Here is a 21,771-nt window from a genome sequence, read left to right on the forward strand (position 1 = left end):
TCTCTTAAGCAAGTTTAATTTTAGTTTTCAGGGTAAACAAACCAGCCATTGCCAGACTGGCCGCTCCAATAACGAAAGCGGTAATGGGTTCTGCATCAAGTAGATTCAACAATAAACCTAATAAACTTGCGGCTAATATTTGTGGAATAACAATGAAGAAATTAAATATCCCCATAAATACGCCCATCTTATGGCCAAGTAAACTATTCGATAACATGGCATAAGGCAAAGACAAAATAGATGCCTATAGGCAAAACCTACTCCGACCATAGAAAATATCAATAAGTCAGGATCTGAAATTAACAGAAAACTCAAAAAACCAGCGGCTCCCAAAGCTAAATTTATAGTGTGGGCCATACGCACACCGAATGCTTGTACCATTTTGGGAATAAATATCGCTGCTAAAGCCGCGAACCCGTTGTAGGCGGCAAACAACACTCCCACCCAATCCGCACCTTGGTTGTAGGCAGCATCGTTTGCTACTTGGCTACCAAAGTGAAAACGAGTGACCCCAGAGGTGCTGTAAATCCACATGGCAAATAACGCAAACCAACTGAAAAACTGCACCACAGCTAACTGCTTCATAGTGCTCGGCATGTTCAATAAGTCATGCATCACAATAGCAAAGCCATGTTCATGTTTACCATTCAAAACCAACCGTTTGGCTAAAATAAAACATAAGCCTACACACACTAAACCTATGGATAAAATGTAAAGTTGCTTTTCCCAATCAGCTAAATAAATAGCGAAACTGAACGCCAATCCAATTGCGGTAAACGCCACCGACGGTAGTGAAAACTGAACGCTGTCTATCGCCGTGGCATGGGCAGTTTGCTCTTGCTTGTTATCAAAACTAGCCAGTTCTTCAGGCGAGTATTCCTTGCTACTAAAGGTTGTCCAACCCACCGCAACAAGTAACACCAAAGCCCCCCAATAAAAGGCATACTTAACCGAATCAGCAATTTCACCGACTGGCGCTTCGTTACTCACATCAAACCAATTGGTCATCATCCAAGGTAAAGACGACGCCACAACCGCACCAATTCCAATAAACAAGCTCTGCATGGCATAACCGGTTGGCCGTTGTTGTTCATTAAGATTATCACCCACAAATGCTCTGAAAGGTTCCCATCGAAATGTTGATCGAGGCATCTAAAATCCACAACATTCCCGCAGCAATCCATAAAGATGGCGAGTTCGGCATAAATATCAATGAGATAGAAGCCAGTACCGCACCAATTAAAAAGAATGGTCGTCTGCGGCCTAATCGTCCCCAAGTGTTGTCGCTCATGTAACCAATAATTGGCTGTACCACTAACCCAGTAACAGGGGCTGCAATCCAGAGCAAAGGAATATCGTCAATCTCAGCACCTAAGGATTCGAAAATACGACTGACATTGGCATTTTGCAATGCAAAACCAAATTGAATACCCAAAAATCCAAAACACATATTCCAGATTTGCCAAAACGACAACTGCGGTTTTTCGTTCATCTCATTTCTCTATTTTAAATTAAGGAGGCCATTCGCTCTAACACACAAGATCAAACCGAGCAAAATAACATTGGCGCCAATATATATCTCGAGCCAGCCCATTGACAAATTTATGCATACGTATTCAGCCCCCTTTTGCAACACGGTATTAACTTAGTCGTTACAACCACATAGTGACTTATGCATTTGAAAAATAAAACATTTATTAAGTTTAAGCTGTTTTACCGGCCAATACTTCTGTTAATACATACGATTGCAATCAATTGAAAGTTACCGCTAATATCCTCTACCCTACTCACAATCGAATACTATCTCATTTAAGGTTAGACATGAGTGATTTACCCTGGTGGAAAGGCGCAGTTATTTATCAAATTTATCCACGATCTTTCTACGACAGTAATCAAGATGGCATTGGCGACCTAGCCGGTATTACTCAAAAACTGCCATATATAGCAAGTTTAGGGGTAGATGCGATTTGGGTTTCGCCATTTTTTAAGTCACCAATGAAAGACTTTGGTTACGATATTAGCGATTACCATGCGGTTGACCCTATTTTTGGCAATATGCAAGATTTTGATCTGTTGCTAGAAACAGCACACCAATTGGGCATTAAAGTCATGATCGACCAAGTGCTCAGCCATACCTCAGACCAGCACGCATGGTTTCAACAAAGTCGACAAGACAAAACCAACGACAAAGCCGATTGGTATATGTGGGCCGATCCCAAACCTGACGGAACCCCGCCTAATAATTGGTTATCTATTTTTGGCGGTATGGGCTGGCAATGGGATTCAAGACGTCAACAATATTTCTTGCACAACTTTTTAAGTTCTCAACCCGACCTTAATTTTTTCAATCCTGACGTGCAAAAAGCAGTGCTAGACAATATCGAGTATTGGCTTAAAAAAGGGGTGGATGGCCTACGATTAGACGCCATTACATTTTGCTTCAACGATCAAGCTCTAACCGACAATCCAACCAAACCGGTTGAAGCCCGAAACGGCCGCGGTTTTTCAAGTGATAACCCTTATGCCTACCAGTATCATTATTACAACAATGATCGACCAGAAACTCGAGACTTTATGCTTAAAATACGCGCATTGCTCGATCGCTACCCCGGCACGGCAGCATTAGGAGAAATTAGCTCTGAAGATTCAATAAAATCAATGGCCGAATACACCCACGGGAAACGGCTACAAATGGCGTATAGTTTCGAATTATTGACCGAAGACTTTAACGTAAAACACATCACCGACACAGTTCAGCAATTAGAAGCACAATTAACAGACGGCTGGCCATGTTGGGCAATCAGCAATCATGACGTGGCTCGAGTGGCTTCACGTTGGGGTAAAGAATACGCACAATCAAAGCAATTAACTAAAATGTTTACCGCTTTAGTCACCAGTTTACGTGGCACTGTCTGTAGTTACCAAGGCGAAGAATTAGGCTTAGAAGAAGCCGAAGTCCAATATGCAGAGCTACAAGATCCATTCGGTATTGAATTTTGGCCCACTTTTAAGGGGCGAGATGGCTGTCGCACGCCAATGCCTTGGACCGCAACTCAACAACATGCTGGGTTTAGCCAACATAAGCCTTGGCTCCCGTTTGCCAATCTCACCAATCGTTAGCAGTGGATGTGCAAATAAATGATCCCACCTCAAGCCTAGTGTTTTACCAAAACTGGCTTAACTGGCGTGCTAAGCAAGATATTCTTAGATTGGGTGACATAGAGTTTGTCGATTTGCATCCACATGTGTTGTGTTTTTACCGCCGTTACCAAGGCCAAACATGGTTTCTCGCCTTTAATTTATCAGCAGAAACACAAAGCATCACACTAACCGAATCTAGCGAGCCGTTGCGTCTAGACTTCGATATTTTGCAAGGCCAACAAACGGCTAACGTGGTCAACCTGCCCGCTCATGGCATATTTTTAGCCGAACAAAAGTAATAATAACGACAGACAAAAAAATACGGCGGTAGCTCACAAATATCAGGCAACCTACCCTGCCGCGCGCATAAATCAGCCCCTACTCACTTTCAATGCTAAGTGATTAGGGACTAATCACGATACAAGCTATCAACATGAATGAAAAAAACGTCGTAGAAACCCCGTTAACTTGTTATATTGCACGGCTGTTATTGAGGTTTTATAGTTTGCATGGGTTAAGGTAAATTAACTAGTAAACGTAAATTAATTGGGAATCTGGTCGTATTAATAGCCACTCCAATAAATAAATGTACACTCAGTGAGAATTGAAAAGCACATGCTCAAGGCGCTTGAATGAGCGTATTGAATGACTAACTCGTTATTAAAAAGAAGCCTGTAATCTTTTTAGTTTTGAGCCATACAGCGTAGGTGCTTTTAAAACTCTCCAATAGGACCATCTCAGCGGGTTTTGTACGAGCTTAACGGTATTTGAAAGGGAACAATCATTCCTGCACGCCGTCGCCTTGTTAAAAACCGCGAGTTTGTTCAAAGTGCATAGGTATTTAATGGAATGGGTTTAACCAATACTATTCCAGAACTGTACCCGCAACTGTAATGAGTCATTCGGCGATCGACCTTTTATAGCCAAATTGACCTAAGTCAGATACCAGCCTCTTTATTGATACACGCGTCTTTTAAATTTTCGTGCGGGAATACACGGATACATAATCACTCTGCAGGCCTATGCCCGTAAGTTATGTACCTGTTCCTGCCATTCATAAGTTGAACCGTTATTACGACTATGTGGCACCTTAACACTACCCAATTTGGCTTGGTAACTAACTGATATGACAACGTTAATTGCCCAAGACTTGAATCTAAAAATTGACTCTAAATTTATTTTAAAGAACATCAACCTAGAGGTGAATTCTGGGCAGGTCATGGGAGTGCTTGGACCAAATGGCGCGGGTAAAACAAGTCTATTAAAAATGTTATCTGGTCAAACAGATAGCCAAGGCTGTGTCAGTTGGCAAAATAAGCAACTGAATACTTACGCCCCACAAGAATTGGCGCAACAAATAGCCGTCGTCAATCAACTTAACGAAAGTGTTTTTTCGCTTAACTTACAACAAATTGTGCGCATGGGATTGTTACCCCACAAATCGCTGCTGTCGCGGCAAACCGCCCGCGACGACCAACATATTGCCGATGCAATTGCCCGAGTAGGTTTAGCAGAGAAAACCTATCAAACTTTTAATTCACTATCTGGTGGCGAACAACAGCGGGGCTTAATTGCTAGGGCACTCGTTCAACGAGCGGCCTTTATTGTGCTCGACGAACCGGTCAACCATCTAGATATTTATTATCAACATCAAGTGTTAAGCTTGCTGACATCTTTAGCCCATCAATTCAACATGACGGTTGCAATGAGTTTGCACGACTTAAACTTAGCGGCAAATTACTGCGATCAACTTTGTCTGTTACATGACGGAAAAATGGTCGCACAAGGAACACCGTCACAAGTGCTGCAAGCCGAACGCCTAGAGCAAGTATTTAGAATTCCTTGTCAGGTTAAACACCACGCTGCACAACAACCAAACGCTTTGCGCATTGATTTTTCCCCCTCAAATAGCCAGCCATCAACTTGCGCAACCGCAACATGGCAAACCGAATGGTCGCCCCCCACATGAATAAAGTGCTATTACGCAGAAAATGGACCCTATTAATGTTAGCGGCGCTGTTATCGCCAATGGCCGCGCTATTTTTTGGGGCCGCTGATTTTAACGCCAAAGAGCTATATCAGTGTGTATTTGCCACCTGCGAAAAACCGGTCAACAACCTCATTTTCTGGCAAATTCGGGTGCCAAGAGTATTTGTTGGTTTTTTGGTGGGCGCAGGGTTAGCCGTCGCTGGAGCGACATTACAAAATATTACTCGTAATGGTTTAGCCGACCCCTACTTGTTTGGTGTGGTTTCAGGTGCAGGCCTTGGTGCCAGTATCGCCACGCTTTTGTTTGATAGTCGCTTTGCCGAAAAAGTCGGACTCGTTAATTTAATTCCCGATTTTTCCTTTACCCTAGCCCTGCCCTTCGCGGCGTTTTTGGGGGCATTATTTGCGGTATTTTTGGTACAAATTTTAGCCTCGAAAACTTTTGGTAGCAAAACCGAACACATGTTGTTAGCTGGGGTCGCGGTGTCTTTTATGCTCAGTGCCATGAGCCATTTTTTACTATTTTTAGCCGAGCCTTTTGCCGCCAGTAAAGTGATTTTTTGGTTAATGGGCAGCCTTGCCCGAGTTGAGGTGTGGTATGCGTGGGTTATATTGCCCATAGTATTGTGCAGCGTACTGCTGCTGCTTATTTATGGTCGACACATGGACGCATTGTTGCTCGGCGACGACAACGCCAAAACCTTGGGTGTACAAGTTACTCGCTTGCGGATCATGTCTTTAGCCATTTGTGCTGCGCTCACAGCCTGCATTGTGGCGTATTGTGGCGGCATTGGCTTTGTCGGTTTGATGATCCCGCACATAGTGCGCTCCTGGCTAGGAGTAACGAGTCGAGTGGTCATTATTGGTAGCGTATTGTTAGGCGGTGCTTTTATGGTATGGGTTGACGTTGTCGCGCGAGTCGCCTTGCACGATCAAGAAATTCCCATTGGTATCATCACCTCAGCTATCGGCAGCCTATTTTTCCTTGTGGCCATGAGCCAAAAACAAAGGTAATTCATCTTATGAGCAAACAAAATTTAACCGCCTTAGACGCTGCGTTTTGGCAGATCCCAACACTGGATACAAACCTGTTAGCGGCCATCCAGCACAAAATAGATAACAAAACCAAGCCGCTTGGTGCTTTGGGGCAACTAGAAGAAGTGGCCAGGCAAGTTAGCCCATATACAAAGCCAACCGACTAAACAGCTAACAGCGATAGAAATTGTCAAACCCAGCGTGCTAATTTTTGCCGCCGACCATGGCATTGCCAAACACCCTATCAGCATTGCGCCACGAGAAGTAACAACACAAATGGTGGCGAACTTTTTGGCCGGTGGTGCAGCAATAAACTGCTTTTGCAACAGCCTACAGATTGACTTGAAAATTATTGATGCCGGCATGTTAGCCGACCTAGATCATGCTAATTTAATTAAGCAAAAAATAGCCCCAAGTACCCACGATTTTAGTGAGCAAGCAGCCATGAACAAAGAGCAGCTTGAACAAGCTATAAACCTTGGAGCAAAAGTCGCAGAACAACAAATAAAAGCCGGGACTAATTTGTTAGGTTTTGGAGAAATGGGCATAGGTAACTCCACCACAGCAGCCGCACTATTAAGTGTATTAACCGATTTACCAGCGTTTGAAACGGCTGGCAAAGGCACCGGAATTAGCGATCAACAAATGGATATCAAAATAGCCTTAATCGACAGCGCAATAAAGCGTGTCCAAGCCAAATATGGCCAAGGCCCGCTGTCTGCTGAGCTTGCCCTGTTGGAAGTCGGAGGTTTTGAAATAGCCCAATTAGTCGGAGCCATGTTAGCCACAGCAAGGGCCGGCAAAAGCATAATCGTAGATGGCTTCACGGTTTCTGTGGCCGCCTTATTGGCAATAAGAATAGCCTCCAATGCGCAGCAATTCATGTTGTTTGCGCACTGTTCGGCCGAGCAAGCTCACTCAATGCTATTACAAAAATTGAATGCCAAACCTTTGCTTAACTTAGGATTGCGTTTAGGTGAAGGCACAGGTGCAGCATTAGCCACGCCTTTAATCAAAGCGGCGGCAGAATTTTACAACAACATGGCGACCTTAGAAAATGCTGAAATCAGTTTATAAGCTTGGTGTCATTGGCTTTGCAGCAACTACACCTATGTGGAGACCCAACCCACAGTGAAACGTTATTTTTACTATCAATGGAATTTGATGCTATTGGCCACCAGCTTTTTTACACGCTTACCCATGGCAACAAATATTCAATATAGTCCGTCTAAAATGAAACGTGCCAGTCAATACTTTGCTGTTGTGGGCTGGTTATTGGCCTGCATATTAGTCGGCTTTTATGCCATTTTGCTGCCCATTATTGGCCTGTTGCCAAGTTTATGTGTGTTGCTAATCTTAAGTATACTGTTAACTGGCGCTTTGCACGAAGACGGCTTAGCGGACACCTGCGACGGTTTTTGGGGCGGACACAGCGCACAACAAAAATTAGCCATTATGAAAGACAGCCGAATAGGCACCTACGGCACCTGTGCCTTAGTGCTGGTTTTGCTTACTAAATTTGTTGTGTGGTGGCAACTAGCGCAACAGCAGCAACTTGTTCTTGCCTTATGCATTGCTTACCCATTTTCTAGAGCGATGGCGATTAGCCATGTACAAGACATGGACTACGTGTCGCATTCAAAACCGGGGGCAACAAGTCGCAGCAAAAGTGAACCTGTGGCCAAGCCTTTCAACTCTAAACAATTGAGTTTTGTCTTTTTTAGCGGTGTGGCAGCGGCCCTTACTTTACCTTTGAGCACACTCATTTATTTGATTGTGGCGTGCACGGCGCTGCGTTACCTTTTTAAAGCGCTGTTAAATCGGCATATTCAAGGTTACACCGGAGACAGTTTAGGCGCAGCACAACAGCTTCAAGAACTGCTTATCTACTTGGTTTTATTGGCTAACGTGGTCACCTCTGGGGCCTCACAAGGACTCATCAAATGATACATCTGGTGTTAGGCGGGGCACGCTCTGGTAAATCGAGTTTCAGCCTAGAGCAAGTGAAAAAAGTGCAACAAGACACAGGCAAAGCGGTCACCTTTGTCGCCACAGCAACGGTCACCGACCACGAAATGGCCTCGCGCATTGCCCAGCATCAAAGTGAACGACCAAGCAACTGGCAACTCGCAGAAGTGCCACTTGCACTCGACACGTTTATCGCCCAGCAAAAAGACTCAATTTTACTGATAGATTGTCTCACCCTGTGGCTCAACAATCATTTGTATCAACGCCCTAAGCAAGATTTCAAAAAATTGATTGATAACCTAGTCTCGGCGTTAAGCACTAGCCAATGCCACATACTGCTGGTATCCAATGAAGTGGGCTTAGGCATCATTCCTATGGGTGAAGTGACACGTCAATTTGTGGATCAAGCAGGCTGGCTCAATCAAGCCATTGCCAAGGCTGCCGATCAGGTTACCTTTGTGGCGGCAGGCTTACCCATGATGTTAAAAGGTAACAGATAAATGTCAGCCGCCAAGCAAGTAACCCAAATAGATTTACTCAGACACGGCCAAGTTGATGGCCCAGCCGCATTATACGGAAGAACCGATATTAACCTAAGCGAGTACGGCTTAAAGCAAATGCATAGGCAAGTACAACAGCTTGAGTTTCCAGACAATATCATCAGCTCACCATTAAGGCGTTGTAAAGAATTTGCCGAGGAAATGGCAGTAGACCACAGACTTCCGTTGATGATAGAGCCCGGTTTCCAAGAGTGTAATTTTGGCGCTTGGGATGGCATACAATTCGACGATAAATCGCAACAATGGCCGTTAATGTCGTCGTTTTGGCAAGATCCTAGCGCTAACACACCGCCTCAGGGAGAGTCATTACACACCTTCCACACCAGAGTGATCAGCGCATGGCACACCCTTATTGCGCAATATGCCGAGCAATATAGTCTAGTAGTTTGTCATGGTGGTGTAATACGACAAATACTGGCCCACTTACTCCCCGTCGACTGGCAAGATGGTCAGTGGTACTCGCAATTAAATATTGGGTACGCGAGTTTAACCCGCATCACTATTCCCGCTTTTGAAGGGGCGCAGCCCATTGTCAATTTTATTGGACTGCCCGCCGACTTTGGAACAGACAATGACAACTAAACCAAGGCAATCTATTTTAGAGCCAGAAGCCAACGCAAGCCCCCCAATCAATTCAAAGGTTGAAGGTGCCACTTTGATGGTACAGGGCACCACATCCGACGCGGGTAAGAGCTTGTTGGTAGCGGGGATCTGTCGATGCCTTGTCAAAAAGGTTATCAGGTCGCGCCGTTTAAACCACAAAATATGGCACTGAATAGCGCGGTTACCGCAGACGGCGGCGAAATTGGCCGAGCGCAAGCATTGCAAGCACAAGCTGCGGGCGTAGCACCCAATGTACACATGAACCCCATACTACTTAAGCCCAGTTCAGATATGGGCGCACAGGTCATTGTGCATGGTAAAGCCGTCAATCACATGCAAGCCAAAACCTATCACGACTACAAAAAAGTAGCGATGCAAGCGGTATTAGACTCTCACGCCAAACTCTCTAAACAGTATCAAGTGGTGATGGTAGAGGGCGCGGGTAGCCCAGCAGAAATTAACCTTAGGCAAGGAGATATTGCCAACATGGGGTTTGCCGAAGCCGTAGACTGCCCAGTGATCATTGTCGCCGATATTGACCGTGGCGGGGTATTTGCTCAACTAGTGGGAACCTTAGAGCTGTTATCGCCTTCAGAGCAAAATCGCGTGGTTGGCTTTGTGATTAACAAATTTAGAGGTGATATCGCGCTGTTACAGTCTGGGTTAGATTGGCTCGAAGCCCGCACCAACAAACCTGTGCTCGGCGTTTTACCCTTTATCATGGACTTACAACTGGCAGAAGAAGACGCCATTCAAGCCAATCAGCAGCTCAACCTGCACGACATTCAACTACGTATTGCGGTGCCTGTATTTTCTCGGATCAGCAACCATACCGACTTTGATATGTTGCGAAATCATCCTCAAGTGGACTTAACTTTTGTTAGACAAGGTTCACCTATTCCCCCTTGCGACTTAATTATTTTGCCTTGACAGCAAAAATGTTCGAGCCGATTTAGCTTTAATCAAATCCCTTAGTTGGCAGCAAGACATAGCCAAACATTTACGCTACGGCGGCAAGGTACTAGGCATTTGTGGCGGTTATCAAATGCTAGGGCAAAGCATTGAAGATCCCACTAGCGTGGAAGGGGAAGTCGGCACTTCTCAAGGATTAGGCTATTTGCCCATCAACACGGTTCTACGCGAGCAAAAGCAACTCACTCATAGCCAAGGTAAACTGCTGTTGCCTGTGGACAAATCAGCAACAACTGGCTGCCAAATTAACGGCTATCAAATTCACGTAGGACAAACCACTGTCGAAGCCAACAGCCAAGCTTTTGTACAATTAGATACCGGCGGAACAGACGGCTGTATCAGTGCCGACAATCAAGTGGCTGGTAGTTACTTGCACGGCATGTTTGACTCTCCAGCAGCGTTACAACAAATACTAGCCTAGCGGGAGCCAATACCGCACTGGTCGACACTTATTTTCAGCAACAAGAACAGGAACTAGAACGGTTAGCCGCTGCTTGCCTGCAACATTTAGACTGGCAAAAAATAGAGGGCTTTCTCAACCCAATCAGCAACCATGGTGAGCATACGATATGACAGATAAAAAAGTAACCGAACAAGATAACGCACGGCATAAAGCGCGAATGCAAGAACAAAAAGCCAAAGTGGATCAACGTATTGCCGCAGCCCAGCAAGACAAAGGCTTATTATTAGTCATTACCGGCAACGGCAAAGGTAAATCAACATCTGGATTTGGCACTGTCGCGCGCGCGGTAGGTCATGGGCTTACGGCTGCTGTGGTGCAATACGTAAAAGGCACCCAGGCCTGCGGCGAGCGGGACTTACTAGAAAAAAACGGCGTACAATTTCACGTCATGGGCACAGGATTTACTTGGGAAACCCAAGACAAAGAAACCGACATAAAGGCCGCCCAAGCCGCTTGGCAACACAGCAAGCAGTGGCTTAGCGATCCCACTATCGACTTAGTGTTGTTAGATGAAATCACCTACATGCTCACTTACAAATATATTGACTTAGACGATGTATTAGCCACTCTAGCCGCTCGTCCTAAAGACCAACATGTGGTGATAACGGGCCGCGCTTGTCACCGAGCGATAGTTGAAATGGCCGACACTGTAAGTGAAGTACGGCCAATTAAACATGCGTTTGAAAACGGAATAAAAGCGCAAAAAGGAATTGATTGGTAATGATCCAGCTAAAATCACTACTATGTATGTTGGCGGCCACAATGTTTAGTTTGTCTACTCTCGGACAAACATTGACTAACCAACAAAAACAACAACTACGCATTATTGCTCTTGCACCGCATATTGTAGAATCTTTGTATGAGATAGGGGCCGGTGAGCAGATTATTGGTACGTCTAGCCACGCCGACTATCCGCAGCAAGCTAAAAATATTTTGCGGGTAGGCAACTATGCCAGCTTACAAATTGAGAAAATTCTACAACTGAAACCTGATTCAATTTTAGTCTTACAAACGGGCAACCCCATGAGCGATTTGGCCCGTTTAGAAAAGTATCAATTTAAGATTATTTACTCAAAACCTCGTAAATTATCTGATGTGGCCGACGAATTAATCATGCTAGGCGAGCTCACAGGTCGCCATGACCAAGGCCAAAGAAATGGCCGCTAATTATTTAGCCAAGCTGAATAAGCTAAAACAAACCTACGCCAACCAAGCTCCTGTCACGCTATTTTACGAATTATGGTCGCGGCCATTGCGTACGGTCGCGGCCCAAGCTTGGCCACAGCAACAAATTAATTTATGCGGCGCAGTTAACCCCTTTGAGAATGCAAAAGAAGACTATCCCGCCATTGGACTTGAGCAAGTGTTAGTGAGCAACCCGCAAGTGATCATTCAACCCAGCCAACATGGTAGCGAAAACCCAGACCGAATTAAGTGGAGTCAATGGCCTCACCTGCCTGCGGTAAAACAGAATTTTATCTTTTTGTTAAATGCCGACAAAGTACATAGAATGACCTCTCGCATGCTGCAAGAAGTCGAAGTGATGTGCCAAAAATCCATGAAGCCCGAGAGTTTTACCAAGGCAGCCAAAAACAGAATGGCAAAGCTGGCACTCAAGCGAGCATTAAGCAGCATAATTAACCCCTACTATGATGAATTATCCTCGCTATTTGTATTTATGTCGACATGGCCAAAGTCAGTGGAATGCCCAAGGATTGCTGCAGGGTCAATCGGAAAACAGCTTGTCACCTTTAGGCCAACAACAAGTACAAGAATTAGCCGCAAAAGCCAAACATTGGCAAATTCAGCAAATTTATCATTCGACTCTGGGCCGCGCAGCGCAAACCGCACAAGTCTGCGCCCACGCTTTACGACTTATCGCTCAGCCCCTAATTGGTGCAGAAGAGAGGCATTTTGGTGAATGGCAAGGTCAACCGATAGCCGAGCTAAGCCAGTATCAACACTTTACTCAAAGCCGCTATCAAAAGGTGTATCTAAAACCAAATCCAAGTGGCGAGTCGACGCAAACCGTGCAGCACAGAATGCACAGCGCCATTCGCCAAATAGTCAGTAACACTGACCAGCAGCCCATTACTAACGGCAACCGCAACATCATGTTAATTAGTCATGGTGATGCAATCGATTGTCTTTTAACTTTATGGGTCGCGCCCGTAGAATTAAAAAATTGCCAAGCAGTGAGATTAATTCAAGCTGGTAACACCTTTGTCTGGGACGGGTTAATTGCGTCCAAAGTATACTAGTTGAAGATAGGTCAATGCAGACAAAGCAAATAAACAGGATCACAAATGAATAGCTTACTTATCATTGCCTTACAAATGATAGCGGCTTTGTGTATCGATAAACTTATTGGAGAATTTCCCAAATACCACCCCTTGGTTGGGTTTGGAAACATAGCCAACTGGTGCGAATCTCGCTTCAATCGTGAAGCACACTCGCACCTAGCTAAACTCAAAGGCCAGCTTTGTTGCTTAGCCCTAGTGATGCCTCTGCCCATTTTTATTTTTTTAATCGCCTCCCCTTCGATTTTTTATATCTTACTAGAAACCTTTATTCTGTATTTAGCCATAGGTCAGCAAAGCCTAGCCCAACATGCTATGCAAATTTACCAACCTTTAGTTGCGGGTGATCTTGCTCAAGCTCGCCACTACACGGGCTACATAGTCAGCCGCGAAACGTCAGAATTGTCTGAGAACGAGATGGCCAGAGCCACAGTTGAATCGGTATTAGAAAATGGTCATGACGCAGTTTTGGCCAGTTTAGTGTATTTTTTAATTGGCGGAGCGCCCTTAGTGATCCTCCATCGGCTGGTCAACACCCTAGATGCAATGTGGGGTTACAAAACACCGAGATTCTTATACTTCGGCTGGTTTAGCGCCAAGTTCGACGACATTCTAGGATTTTTCACCGCAATACTAAGCAGCGTTTTGTATTCATTGGCACCCTAAAAAAGTGCCGACCCAACGCACCGCAACAACGACAAAAAACAACCAAACCGATCTCCGGCTCAAAACACTACCGGAATGACGAAGAAGGGAAGCACCGGAATGACGGGAGTAAGTTACCTCATGCCTGCCCCCAACACCGTCATTCCTGCATGCCGTTAGCAGGAATCCAAAAACCAGCCCCGTCATTCCTGCATGACACCCCCACGTCATGCCTGCCCCCAACACCGTCATTCCTGCATGCTGTTAGCAGGAATCCACAGTACCGAATAAGTGACAGTCATGACCAAAGCCAAAACAAAAACCGATCTCGGCTTAAAATATTACCAGAATGACACCCCCACGTCATGCCTGCCCCCAACACCGTCATGCCTGCCCCCAACACCGTCATGCCTGCCCCCAACACCGTCATGCCTGCCCCCAACACCGTCATTCCTGCCCCCAACACCGTCATTCCTGCATGCCGTTAGCAGGAATCCACAGTGCCGAATAAGTGACAGTCATGACCAAAGCCAAAACAAAACCGATCTCCGGCTTAAAATATTACCAGAATGACGAAGGGGGAAGCACCTGCATGACGAAGGCACGAAACACCGGAATGACGAGAGTATAAAACACCTGCATTCCAGTGTGTTTCGAGGTGATTTTTTCAGTGCTTGTTATCTTGCATGGCAACAAAGCAGCCAGTACAAAAGTAAAAATGGTGGCATGTGTATGTCGGCTGGCGCACAAACACTGGGCATTCGTTTAGGTGGCACCTCCTATTACCACGGGCAAAGAACTACCAGTGTCATATTAGGGAAAGGCGTACAAGTTACCGCTAAGGACATACCCAACAGTATTAAGTTAGTCAAACGAAGTGCCTATACCTTTGTCGCTATTATTTTACTGATTGGCGTCATCACTCAAATTGCGGAGTTGTAAAATACATGACAGGCAACTTAACACACGGTGTGGACAGCTAACACATATTGCCCAGCAATATGATATCCCCATTGCAAACTGGTTAGATCTTTCCACTGGCATCGCTCCCACGAGCTACCCAGTACCTCAGATACCAGAGGCTACTTGGCGACGACTACCAGAAAAAAGCAACGCCTTAATCCGCGCAGCACAGCAATATTATCAAGGGCAAAACCTAATGCCGATCAGTGGCAGCCAATCCATGATCCAACTTTTGCCAGAATTAATGACCAGCCAAAACAAAACAGTCAATCGCGCATTCATTCCAGCAATAGGTTATCAAGAGCATAAAAAAGCCTGGGCCAACAGTTGCGCCAAAGTATGCCTCTATCAAGACATCGCACAATTAAACGCACTCACAGCACAGGACCTTGTGGTAGTTATCAACCCCAATAACCCAACAGGAACACGCTACACCACTACACAAATTGGCCACTTATTTGAAAAAATCAAAAAGGTGGGAGCAATGTTAGTCATCGACGAAGCCTTCATGGACGGCAGCCCCGAACACTCGTTTATTCAACACAGTGGCGACCCACAACTAATGATTCTGCGCTCCATGGGCAAATTTTTTGGTTTAGCCGGGTTACGTTTAGGATTTTTGGCCGCCGCCCCTCTTGGCTAGAGCATGCCAGCCAATTGCTAGGCCCATGGAGCGTCAGCGGCCCAGCACAATACATAGGCGAACAAGCCCTGCAGGACACCGCTTGGCAAAAACAGCAAAGAGACAGTTTACAAAAACTCAGCTCAAAGTTAGCAGCGTTACTTGAAAATACATTCAAAACACCACCCACCGGCACCATTTTATTTCAAACCATACAACACAACCAAGCACCAGAAATATTCCAGCAACTATGCCAACAAGGGATTTACGTACGTTTATGTGACGAACAAAACGCCCTAAGATTCGGCATCCCCACAACAGAACAATTCAAAAGACTAGAAAAAGCCCTAAAGACAATCCGATTCCGGCTCAAAACACTACCGGAATGACGAAGGTGAGTAACGTCACCCCTACCCACAACACCGTCATTCCTGCATGCTGTTAGCAGGAACCACCGGAATGACGGGATTAGAGCGACACCTGCATTACACCCCAACGTCATGCCTACCCCCAACACCGTCATTCCTGCATGCTTTTAGCAGGAATCCACAGTGCCGAATAAGTGACAGCAGTGACCAAAGCCAAAACAAAACCGATTCCGGTTCAAAAGACCACCGGAATGACGGGAATAGAGGGACACCGATTCCGGCTCATACGTCATTCCTGCATGTTGTTAGCAGGAATCCACAGTACCGAATAAGTGACAGTCATGACCAAAGCCAAAACAAAACCGATTCCGGCTCAAAACACTACCGGAATGACGAAGGGGGAAGCACCGGAATGACGAAGGCTCAACAGACTACCGGAATGACGAAGGTGATTAACGTCACTATAAAATGGTGTGGTACAAGTCAATCCAATTGGGATTGCTTTTTTCAATAAGCTGGAGCTTCCAATCACGTTTCCATTTTTTCAACTGCTTTTCTCTGACGATAGCTGCATTCATATCGCCGTGTTGCTCGAAATACACTAAAATATGCACTGCATATTTTTTACAGAACCCTTCAACTAAATCGTTCTTGTGTTGCCAAATTCGTTTAACCAAATCACTAGTTACACCTATGTATAAAGTGCCACATTTATGATTAGCAAGTATGTAGGTCACAGGCTGTTTCATAATAATCCTTTAACGTTAACTATAAAGTAAGCGTATTCGGTAACTGCAATAAATCTAGTCCTGTTTAAAAAACCGCATTAACCAAACCGATTCCGGCTCATACGTCATTCCTGCATGTTGTTAGCAGGAACCACCGGAATGACGAAGGTGAGTAGCGTCATGCCTGCCCCCAACACCGTCATTCCTGCATGCTGTTAGCAGGAACCACCGGAATGACGAAGGTGAGTAGCGTCATGCCTGCCCCCAACACCGTCATTCCTGCATGCTTTAAGCAGGAATCCACAGTGCCGAATAAGTGACAGCAGTGACCAAAGCCAAAACAAAACCGATTCCGGCTTAAAAGACCACCGGAATGACGGGAATAGAGGGACACCGATTCCGGCTCAAAAGACTACCGGAATGACGAGAGTAGAGCACCACCTGTATGCCCCCGACACCGTCATTCCTGCATGCTTTTAGCAGGAATCCACAGTGCCGAATAAGCAACAGTCATGACCAAAGCCAAAACGAAACCGATTCCGGCTTAAAAGACTACCGGAATGACGGGAGTAAGTTACCTCATGCCTGCCCCCAACACCGTCATGCCTGCCCCCAACACCGTCATGCCTGCCCCCAACACCGTCATGCCTGCCCCCAACACCGTCATTCCTGCATGCCGTTAGCAGGAATCCAAAAACCAGCCCCGTCATGCCTGCCCCCAACACCGTCATTCCTGCATGCTTTTAGCAGGAATCCACAGTACCGAATAAGTGACAGTCATGACCAAAGCCAAAACAAAACCGATTCCGGCTCAACAGACTACCGGAATGACGAGAGTAGAGCACCACCTGTATGCCCCCGACACCGTCATTCCTGCATGCTTTTAGCAGGAATCCACAGTACCGAATAAGTGACAGTCATGACCAAAGCCAAAACAAAACCGATTCCGGCTCAAAACACTACCGGAATGACGAAGGGGGAAGCACCGGAATGACGGGAGTGGTAAGTCGCCATTTTGCTAAAATTTACATGCGCTTAATCAAGTCGTTTGAATAGGTGGTTGACGCTATAGCATGGTGATTCTTTGACGGCAGTCATAGTGTTCTCAGTCGTAAATCATTGAGGAATTTTTGATAACGTTCGTCCCGCTGTTTTCGCACCACTACACACTCACACAATAGCAACAAAACAACCACATAATTAACATTTTATTGACAAACACCAACAACCAAGCAATAAAATACTTTAAATGAATATTCTTTCGATATATCAATACTTTATAAAAATTAAAAAAGAAACTAAATGACAATTAAAAACAACAATAAGAGAAAGTGTCTATATATTTTACAACTTAAATCAACAGATTAGACCTAGAACCCGCTAAGTAAAATACTGAATAAAAATAACCAATATTTACAATGAGTTAAAAAACAGCATAGAGATGGTTCATTTATTGCTTAAATTTAATTTATAATGACTGATGGTATTTATTAGGTCTCAACACCATAATAGCGCCATACACCAAGCTTTTTTAATTAGGAAGTAACGACATTGAATTCTCAAACTAATGGATCGGTAAAAAATAATACTAATAAATTTGCCGCGTGTTACCGACTTGCAGACATAGTGCTAATTCAGACTCTACTGTATTGCAGTGTGCTTATTTACTCATTGGAGTATACCCAACAATATTTTACTTTGTCCCTTATTGGGTCAGTGGGTTTTGCGCTTATTGCTGAATCTTTCGCCCTTTATAGATCCTAGCGTGCAGGTTTTTTAATCAAATTATTTTTTACACTATTATCAGCTGTATCTTTTCTGGTTTATTTGTCCTCATTTATTTATTTATCTCAAAAACCACCGACGACTATTCCCGTGTAGCTCTTGTTATTTGGATGGTTTTAAGTATTGTTTCGTTATTAGGTTGGCGTTATTTGTTTCAATTGTTTTTATGGAATATGCGTCGTAAAGGCTACAACACCCGTAACATTGCTATTTTTGGTTTGTCAGAAAAAGGGATTCGCTTGGCCAAAGAGGTGATAAACAACCCTGAAACGGGCTACCGCCTGAGTTCTTTTTATGATGACCGAGACAAAAGCAGATTAGACGAGAACTACCATCATTATTTAAAGGGCAATACCGCTGAAGGTATTGAAAACGTGAAAAACCAAAAATATGATGTGGTTTACATCACCTTACCTATACAAGCAAAAGTACGCATTCAAGAAGTGCTGTATGCATTAGGTGATTCAACAGCTACCGTTCACGTAGTGCCAGACTTATTTATGTATTGCCTTATGCATGGAGAAATGTCCCATGTGGGCAACATACAAACCATAAGTGTTTACGACAATCCAATGAAAGGCGGGCTTGCCGTACTAAAACGGTTAGAAGATTTAATTCTAGCCAGCGCAATTTTTATGATCATCGCGATCCCAATGTTATTTATTGCGATGGCGGTAAAGTTCACATCAAAAGGACCCGTTATCTTTAAGCAAGATAGGTATGGCTTAAATGGACGAAAAATTCGCATGTGGAAATTCCGCTCAATGACGGTTACTGAAAATAGTGATGTAGTTACACAAGCCACTAAAGGTGACGCCCGTATTACAAAAGTAGGTGCCTTTTTACGCCGCACCTCGTTAGACGAACTACCGCAATTTATTAATGTACTAAAAGGTGACATGTCGGTAATTGGCCCACGTCCCCATGCTGTGGCCCACAATGAAGAGTACCGAAAATTGGTGGACTACTACATGTTGCGTCACAAAGTAAAACCGGGCATCACCGGCTGGGCACAAGTCAATGGTGCCCGAGGTGAAACAGAAACCGTCGAAAAAATGAAAGCCCGTATTGAGCTCGACCTAGAATACATACGTAACTGGTCGTTGTGGTTAGATTTTAAGATAGTTTTATTTACAATATTTAGAAGTTTTAATGATAAGAACGCGTACTAATTTAAAATAAGGATCAAAAATGAAAGTTACGTTTTATGGGATTGGATACGTTGGTTTAGTTCAAGCTGCTGTGCTAGCAGATGCAGGTCATGATGTGTGCTGCGTCGATATTGACGACACCAAAATAGAAAACCTTAAAAATGGCATAGTGCCAATTTATGAGTTAGGAACTAACCCCGTTAGTCGAACAAAACTATGCTGAAGGGCGTTTGGTTTTTACCACTGACGCTAAATTTGGTGTTGAGTTTGGTGACTTGCAATTTATTGCTGTGGGCACGCCACCAGATGAAGATGGTTCAGCAGACTTACAATATGTATTAAAAGTGGCCGAAACTATTGCCACACATATGCAAACTCCCAAAGTAATCATTGATAAATCTACAGTACCAGTAGGCACAGCTGATAAAGTGCGTTTGAAAGTGCAAGATGTATTAGACAGCCGCGATTCAAATCTAACTTTTTCTATTGTTTCTAACCCTGAGTTTTTAAAAGAAGGGGCTGCGGTCAATGACTGTAAGCGACCAGACCGCATCGTAATAGGCACAGATTCAAAGGACGCAGAAGAATTAATGCGTGAGCTTTATCATCCCTTTAATCGTAACCACGAAAAAATTATCGTGATGGACATTAAAAGTGCCGAACTTACCAAATACGCAGCTAACTGTATGTTGGCAACAAAAATAAGCTTTATGAATGAAATGGCCAACATTGCCGAATTAGTCGGTGCTGATATAGAGCACGTGCGCCATGGCATAGGTTCTGATCCTCGAATAGGTTATCAGTTTATCTATCCTGACTGTGGTTATGGTGGTTCATGTTTCCCCAAAGATGTGCAAGCACTCGTCAGAACAACAGATTCACTAGGTTACAACTCGGAAATTCTTAAAGCGGTAGAAAATGTTAACTTTCGCCAAAAGTGCAAGCTATTTGAATACATTTCAAAACACTTCAATCTAGCGCAAAATCCAGATGCACTAAAAGGTAAAACTTTCGCACTTTGGGGATTATCGTTTAAACCCAATACCGACGATATGCGCGCGGCTTCAAGTTTAGTCCTAATGGAATCCCTATGGGCTGCTGGCGCTAAAGTACAAGCATTTGACCCTGAATCAATGGAAGAAACTCAGCGTATATGCGGAAATCGCGATGACCTATCACTAATGGGTACAAAAGAAGCAGCATTAAATGGCGCCGACGCATTAGTCATTTGCACCGAATGGCAAAACTTTAGAGCACCCGATTTCGACTTAATTAAACAAAAACTCACAACCAATGCATTTTTTGATGGACGCAATATGTTTGAACCAGAACGAATGAAGAAAAAAGGTTTTGATTATTACAGTATTGGCCGTGGGCTTTCTGTAACGGCAACAGAGGTGAAATAATGAAATTTTTGGTAACAGGCGCAGCAGGCTTTATTGGTTCTTTTGTAGCTAAAAGATTATGTGAACAAGGCCATCAAGTCATAGGAATTGATAACTTAAATGACTATTACGACCCCAATTTAAAGCTTGCCCGCCTAGAGCAGCTCAAACATTTTGAAGCATTTACGTTTATTAAAATGGATTTAGCTGACAGAGATGGCATCGCTAAATTATTTGCCGATGAGCAATTCGAACGAGTCATTCACTTAGCTGCTCAGGCTGGTGTACGCTACTCAATTGAAAACCCAATGGCTTACATCGACTCAAATTTAGTCGGTATGGCGACAATTTTAGAAGGCTGTCGTCATAATAAAGTGCAACATTTAGTGTATGCATCATCTAGTTCTGTGTATGGCATGAATGAAAAAATGCCATTTTCTACCGAAGATGCAGTTGATCACCCAGTGTCACTGTACGCAGCTACTAAAAAGTCAAATGAGTTAATGGCCCATAGCTATAGCCACTTGTACGATTTGCCCACGACTGGACTACGATTTTTTACCGTATACGGCCCTTGGGGACGCCCCGATATGGCACCATTTTTGTTTACCGATGCAATACTCAATGATCGAGAAATCAAAGTGTTTAATCACGGCAAAATGAAACGTGATTTCACCTATATCGATGATATCGTTGAAGGCATTGTTCGTATTCAAGATGTCGTACCCGAGCGTAATCCAGAAAACCCAAATACATCTCCTTCTTCAAGTAAGGCGCCTTATAAAGTATTCAATATCGGTAATAATGATCCTATTGAATTAATGACCTTTATTAAGGCAATTGAAAAAGCCGCGGGTAAAGAAGCGACCAAAAACTACATGCCTATGCAGGCAGGTGATGTCCCTGCGACATTTGCTGATATTGATAGTTTAAAAGACGCAGTTGGTTTCAAGCCAGACACTCACATTGAACATGGAATGCAGCAGTTTGTGGCATGGTTCAAAGAATATTATGAACTAGCGTGATAAAGTAAAAAGGTGGCTTGGCATACAAATGCAAGTTACAGAAGTAATTGTAAACTCTATAAACATCA

Annotated in this window: 18 protein-coding genes and 5 pseudogenes; 20 read left to right on the forward strand and 3 right to left on the reverse strand. The window is 44.2% G+C overall.

Going from position 1 to position 21,771, the window contains the following annotated elements:
- Positions 1–4: 4 nt before the first annotated feature.
- Positions 5–1,492, reverse strand: a pseudogene (locus RS130_RS20530) (MFS transporter).
- Positions 1,493–1,821: 329 nt separating this feature from the next.
- Between RS130_RS20530 and RS130_RS20535 the strand changes: the two are divergent.
- From RS130_RS20535 to RS130_RS20600, 14 genes and pseudogenes are all read left to right on the forward strand, one after another.
- Positions 1,822–3,440 (forward strand): annotated as a pseudogene (locus tag RS130_RS20535) (alpha-glucosidase).
- A gap of 827 nt (positions 3,441–4,267) precedes the next feature.
- Complete coding sequence (locus RS130_RS20540; RefSeq protein ID WP_316027473.1) at positions 4,268–5,110, forward strand: ABC transporter ATP-binding protein; 843 nt, start codon at positions 4,268–4,270, stop codon at positions 5,108–5,110.
- On the forward strand, positions 5,107–6,144 hold the full coding sequence (locus RS130_RS20545) for a FecCD family ABC transporter permease (protein ID WP_316027474.1): 1,038 nt from the start codon (positions 5,107–5,109) through the stop codon (positions 6,142–6,144). Before RS130_RS20540 ends, RS130_RS20545 begins: the two co-directional genes overlap by 4 nt.
- An 8-nt stretch (positions 6,145–6,152) precedes the next feature.
- Positions 6,153–6,332, forward strand: a complete 180-nt coding sequence (locus RS130_RS20550) for a nicotinate-nucleotide--dimethylbenzimidazole phosphoribosyltransferase (RefSeq protein WP_316027475.1) — start codon at positions 6,153–6,155, stop codon at positions 6,330–6,332.
- Between the two features lie 19 nt (positions 6,333–6,351).
- Positions 6,352–7,242, forward strand: a complete 891-nt coding sequence (gene cobT / locus RS130_RS20555; RefSeq protein WP_316028111.1) for a nicotinate-nucleotide--dimethylbenzimidazole phosphoribosyltransferase — start codon at positions 6,352–6,354, stop codon at positions 7,240–7,242.
- A 54-nt stretch (positions 7,243–7,296) separates the two neighbouring features.
- A complete protein-coding gene (cobS, locus tag RS130_RS20560) occupies positions 7,297–8,112 on the forward strand; it encodes an adenosylcobinamide-GDP ribazoletransferase (protein WP_316027476.1) in 816 nt (271 codons plus the stop codon).
- Positions 8,109–8,633, forward strand: coding sequence for a bifunctional adenosylcobinamide kinase/adenosylcobinamide-phosphate guanylyltransferase (gene cobU, locus RS130_RS20565; RefSeq protein WP_316027477.1), 525 nt, complete (start codon positions 8,109–8,111; stop codon positions 8,631–8,633). Before cobS ends, cobU begins: the two co-directional genes overlap by 4 nt.
- Positions 8,634–9,275 carry a histidine phosphatase family protein gene (locus RS130_RS20570; protein ID WP_316027478.1) on the forward strand — a complete coding sequence of 214 codons (642 nt, stop codon included), beginning with the start codon at positions 8,634–8,636 and terminating at the stop codon, positions 9,273–9,275.
- A gap of 76 nt (positions 9,276–9,351) precedes the next feature.
- Positions 9,352–10,841: pseudogene (locus tag RS130_RS20575) on the forward strand (cobyric acid synthase).
- Positions 10,838–11,452, forward strand: coding sequence for a cob(I)yrinic acid a,c-diamide adenosyltransferase (gene cobO, locus RS130_RS20580; protein ID WP_316027479.1), 615 nt, complete (start codon positions 10,838–10,840; stop codon positions 11,450–11,452). Before RS130_RS20575 ends, cobO begins: the two are co-directional and overlap by 4 nt.
- Positions 11,452–11,898 carry an ABC transporter substrate-binding protein gene (locus RS130_RS20585; RefSeq protein WP_316027480.1) on the forward strand — a complete coding sequence of 149 codons (447 nt, stop codon included), beginning with the start codon at positions 11,452–11,454 and terminating at the stop codon, positions 11,896–11,898. Before cobO ends, RS130_RS20585 begins: the two co-directional genes overlap by 1 nt.
- Positions 11,888–12,166, forward strand: a pseudogene (locus RS130_RS24095) (cobalamin-binding protein); the annotation flags it as partial. The gene RS130_RS20585 and the pseudogene RS130_RS24095, both read left to right, overlap by 11 nt.
- A 217-nt stretch (positions 12,167–12,383) precedes the next feature.
- Complete coding sequence (locus RS130_RS20595; RefSeq protein WP_316028112.1) at positions 12,384–12,992, forward strand: histidine phosphatase family protein; 609 nt, start codon at positions 12,384–12,386, stop codon at positions 12,990–12,992.
- Positions 12,993–13,037: 45 nt separating this feature from the next.
- Entirely contained in the window at positions 13,038–13,697 is a 660-nt protein-coding gene (locus tag RS130_RS20600; RefSeq protein WP_316027481.1) for a CobD/CbiB family cobalamin biosynthesis protein, read from the forward strand.
- A gap of 277 nt (positions 13,698–13,974) precedes the next feature.
- On the opposite strand, the gene RS130_RS20605 is transcribed toward RS130_RS20600, so the two are convergent.
- Positions 13,975–14,142, reverse strand: coding sequence for a hypothetical protein (locus tag RS130_RS20605; protein WP_316027482.1), 168 nt, complete (start codon positions 14,140–14,142; stop codon positions 13,975–13,977).
- 182 nt (positions 14,143–14,324) lie between these two features.
- On the opposite strand from RS130_RS20605, the gene RS130_RS20610 reads away from it, so the two are divergent.
- The 3 genes from RS130_RS20610 to RS130_RS20620 are packed head-to-tail and all read left to right on the forward strand — an operon-like array spanning position 14,325 to position 15,650.
- Positions 14,325–14,618, forward strand: coding sequence for a cobalamin biosynthesis protein (locus RS130_RS20610; RefSeq protein ID WP_316027483.1), 294 nt, complete (start codon positions 14,325–14,327; stop codon positions 14,616–14,618).
- Entirely contained in the window at positions 14,605–15,282 is a 678-nt protein-coding gene (locus RS130_RS20615) for an aminotransferase class I/II-fold pyridoxal phosphate-dependent enzyme (RefSeq protein WP_316027484.1), read from the forward strand. The genes RS130_RS20610 and RS130_RS20615 overlap by 14 nt, the downstream gene beginning before the upstream one ends.
- Before the next feature lie 14 nt (positions 15,283–15,296).
- Positions 15,297–15,650 carry an aminotransferase class I/II-fold pyridoxal phosphate-dependent enzyme gene (locus tag RS130_RS20620; protein ID WP_316027485.1) on the forward strand — a complete coding sequence of 118 codons (354 nt, stop codon included), beginning with the start codon at positions 15,297–15,299 and terminating at the stop codon, positions 15,648–15,650.
- Positions 15,651–16,090: 440 nt separating this feature from the next.
- On the opposite strand, the gene RS130_RS20625 is transcribed toward RS130_RS20620, so the two are convergent.
- The gene (locus tag RS130_RS20625; protein WP_316027486.1) at positions 16,091–16,378 is read right to left on the reverse strand and encodes a GIY-YIG nuclease family protein; all 288 of its coding nucleotides are present in this window, start codon (positions 16,376–16,378) and stop codon (positions 16,091–16,093) included.
- A 1,814-nt stretch (positions 16,379–18,192) separates the two neighbouring features.
- On the opposite strand from RS130_RS20625, the gene RS130_RS20630 reads away from it, so the two are divergent.
- The 3 genes and pseudogenes from RS130_RS20630 to RS130_RS20640 all read left to right on the forward strand — a co-directional run bounded on the left by RS130_RS20630 (position 18,193) and on the right by RS130_RS20640 (position 21,703).
- The gene (locus RS130_RS20630) at positions 18,193–19,314 is read left to right on the forward strand and encodes an undecaprenyl-phosphate glucose phosphotransferase (RefSeq protein ID WP_316028113.1); all 1,122 of its coding nucleotides are present in this window, start codon (positions 18,193–18,195) and stop codon (positions 19,312–19,314) included.
- 19 nt (positions 19,315–19,333) lie between these two features.
- A pseudogene (locus RS130_RS20635) lies at positions 19,334–20,699 on the forward strand (UDP-glucose dehydrogenase family protein).
- Positions 20,699–21,703, forward strand: coding sequence for an NAD-dependent epimerase (locus RS130_RS20640; protein WP_316027487.1), 1,005 nt, complete (start codon positions 20,699–20,701; stop codon positions 21,701–21,703). The pseudogene RS130_RS20635 and the gene RS130_RS20640 overlap by 1 nt, the downstream one beginning before the upstream one ends.
- The last annotated feature ends 68 nt before the right edge of the window (positions 21,704–21,771 follow it).

The sequence above is a fragment of the Paraglaciecola aquimarina genome (genome assembly GCF_032464635.1).
Lineage (GTDB): Bacteria > Pseudomonadota > Gammaproteobacteria > Enterobacterales > Alteromonadaceae > Paraglaciecola > Paraglaciecola aquimarina.

Excerpts from the sequence above, each read along its gene's own strand:
- RS130_RS20540 (WP_316027473.1), top strand. The coding sequence starts at position 4,268 with ATGACAACGTTAATTGCCCAAGACTTGAATCTAAAAATTGACTCTAAA.
- RS130_RS20545 (WP_316027474.1), top strand. The coding sequence starts at position 5,107 with ATGAATAAAGTGCTATTACGCAGAAAATGGACCCTATTAATGTTAGCG.
- RS130_RS20550 (WP_316027475.1), top strand. The coding sequence starts at position 6,153 with ATGAGCAAACAAAATTTAACCGCCTTAGACGCTGCGTTTTGGCAGATC.
- cobU (WP_316027477.1), top strand. The coding sequence starts at position 8,109 with ATGATACATCTGGTGTTAGGCGGGGCACGCTCTGGTAAATCGAGTTTC.
- RS130_RS20570 (WP_316027478.1), top strand. The coding sequence starts at position 8,634 with ATGTCAGCCGCCAAGCAAGTAACCCAAATAGATTTACTCAGACACGGC.
- cobO (WP_316027479.1), top strand. The coding sequence starts at position 10,838 with ATGACAGATAAAAAAGTAACCGAACAAGATAACGCACGGCATAAAGCG.
- RS130_RS20585 (WP_316027480.1), top strand. The coding sequence starts at position 11,452 with ATGATCCAGCTAAAATCACTACTATGTATGTTGGCGGCCACAATGTTT.
- RS130_RS20595 (WP_316028112.1), top strand. The coding sequence starts at position 12,384 with ATGAATTATCCTCGCTATTTGTATTTATGTCGACATGGCCAAAGTCAG.
- RS130_RS20600 (WP_316027481.1), top strand. The coding sequence starts at position 13,038 with ATGAATAGCTTACTTATCATTGCCTTACAAATGATAGCGGCTTTGTGT.
- RS130_RS20625 (WP_316027486.1), bottom strand. The coding sequence starts at position 16,378 with ATGAAACAGCCTGTGACCTACATACTTGCTAATCATAAATGTGGCACT.
- RS130_RS20640 (WP_316027487.1), top strand. The coding sequence starts at position 20,699 with ATGAAATTTTTGGTAACAGGCGCAGCAGGCTTTATTGGTTCTTTTGTA.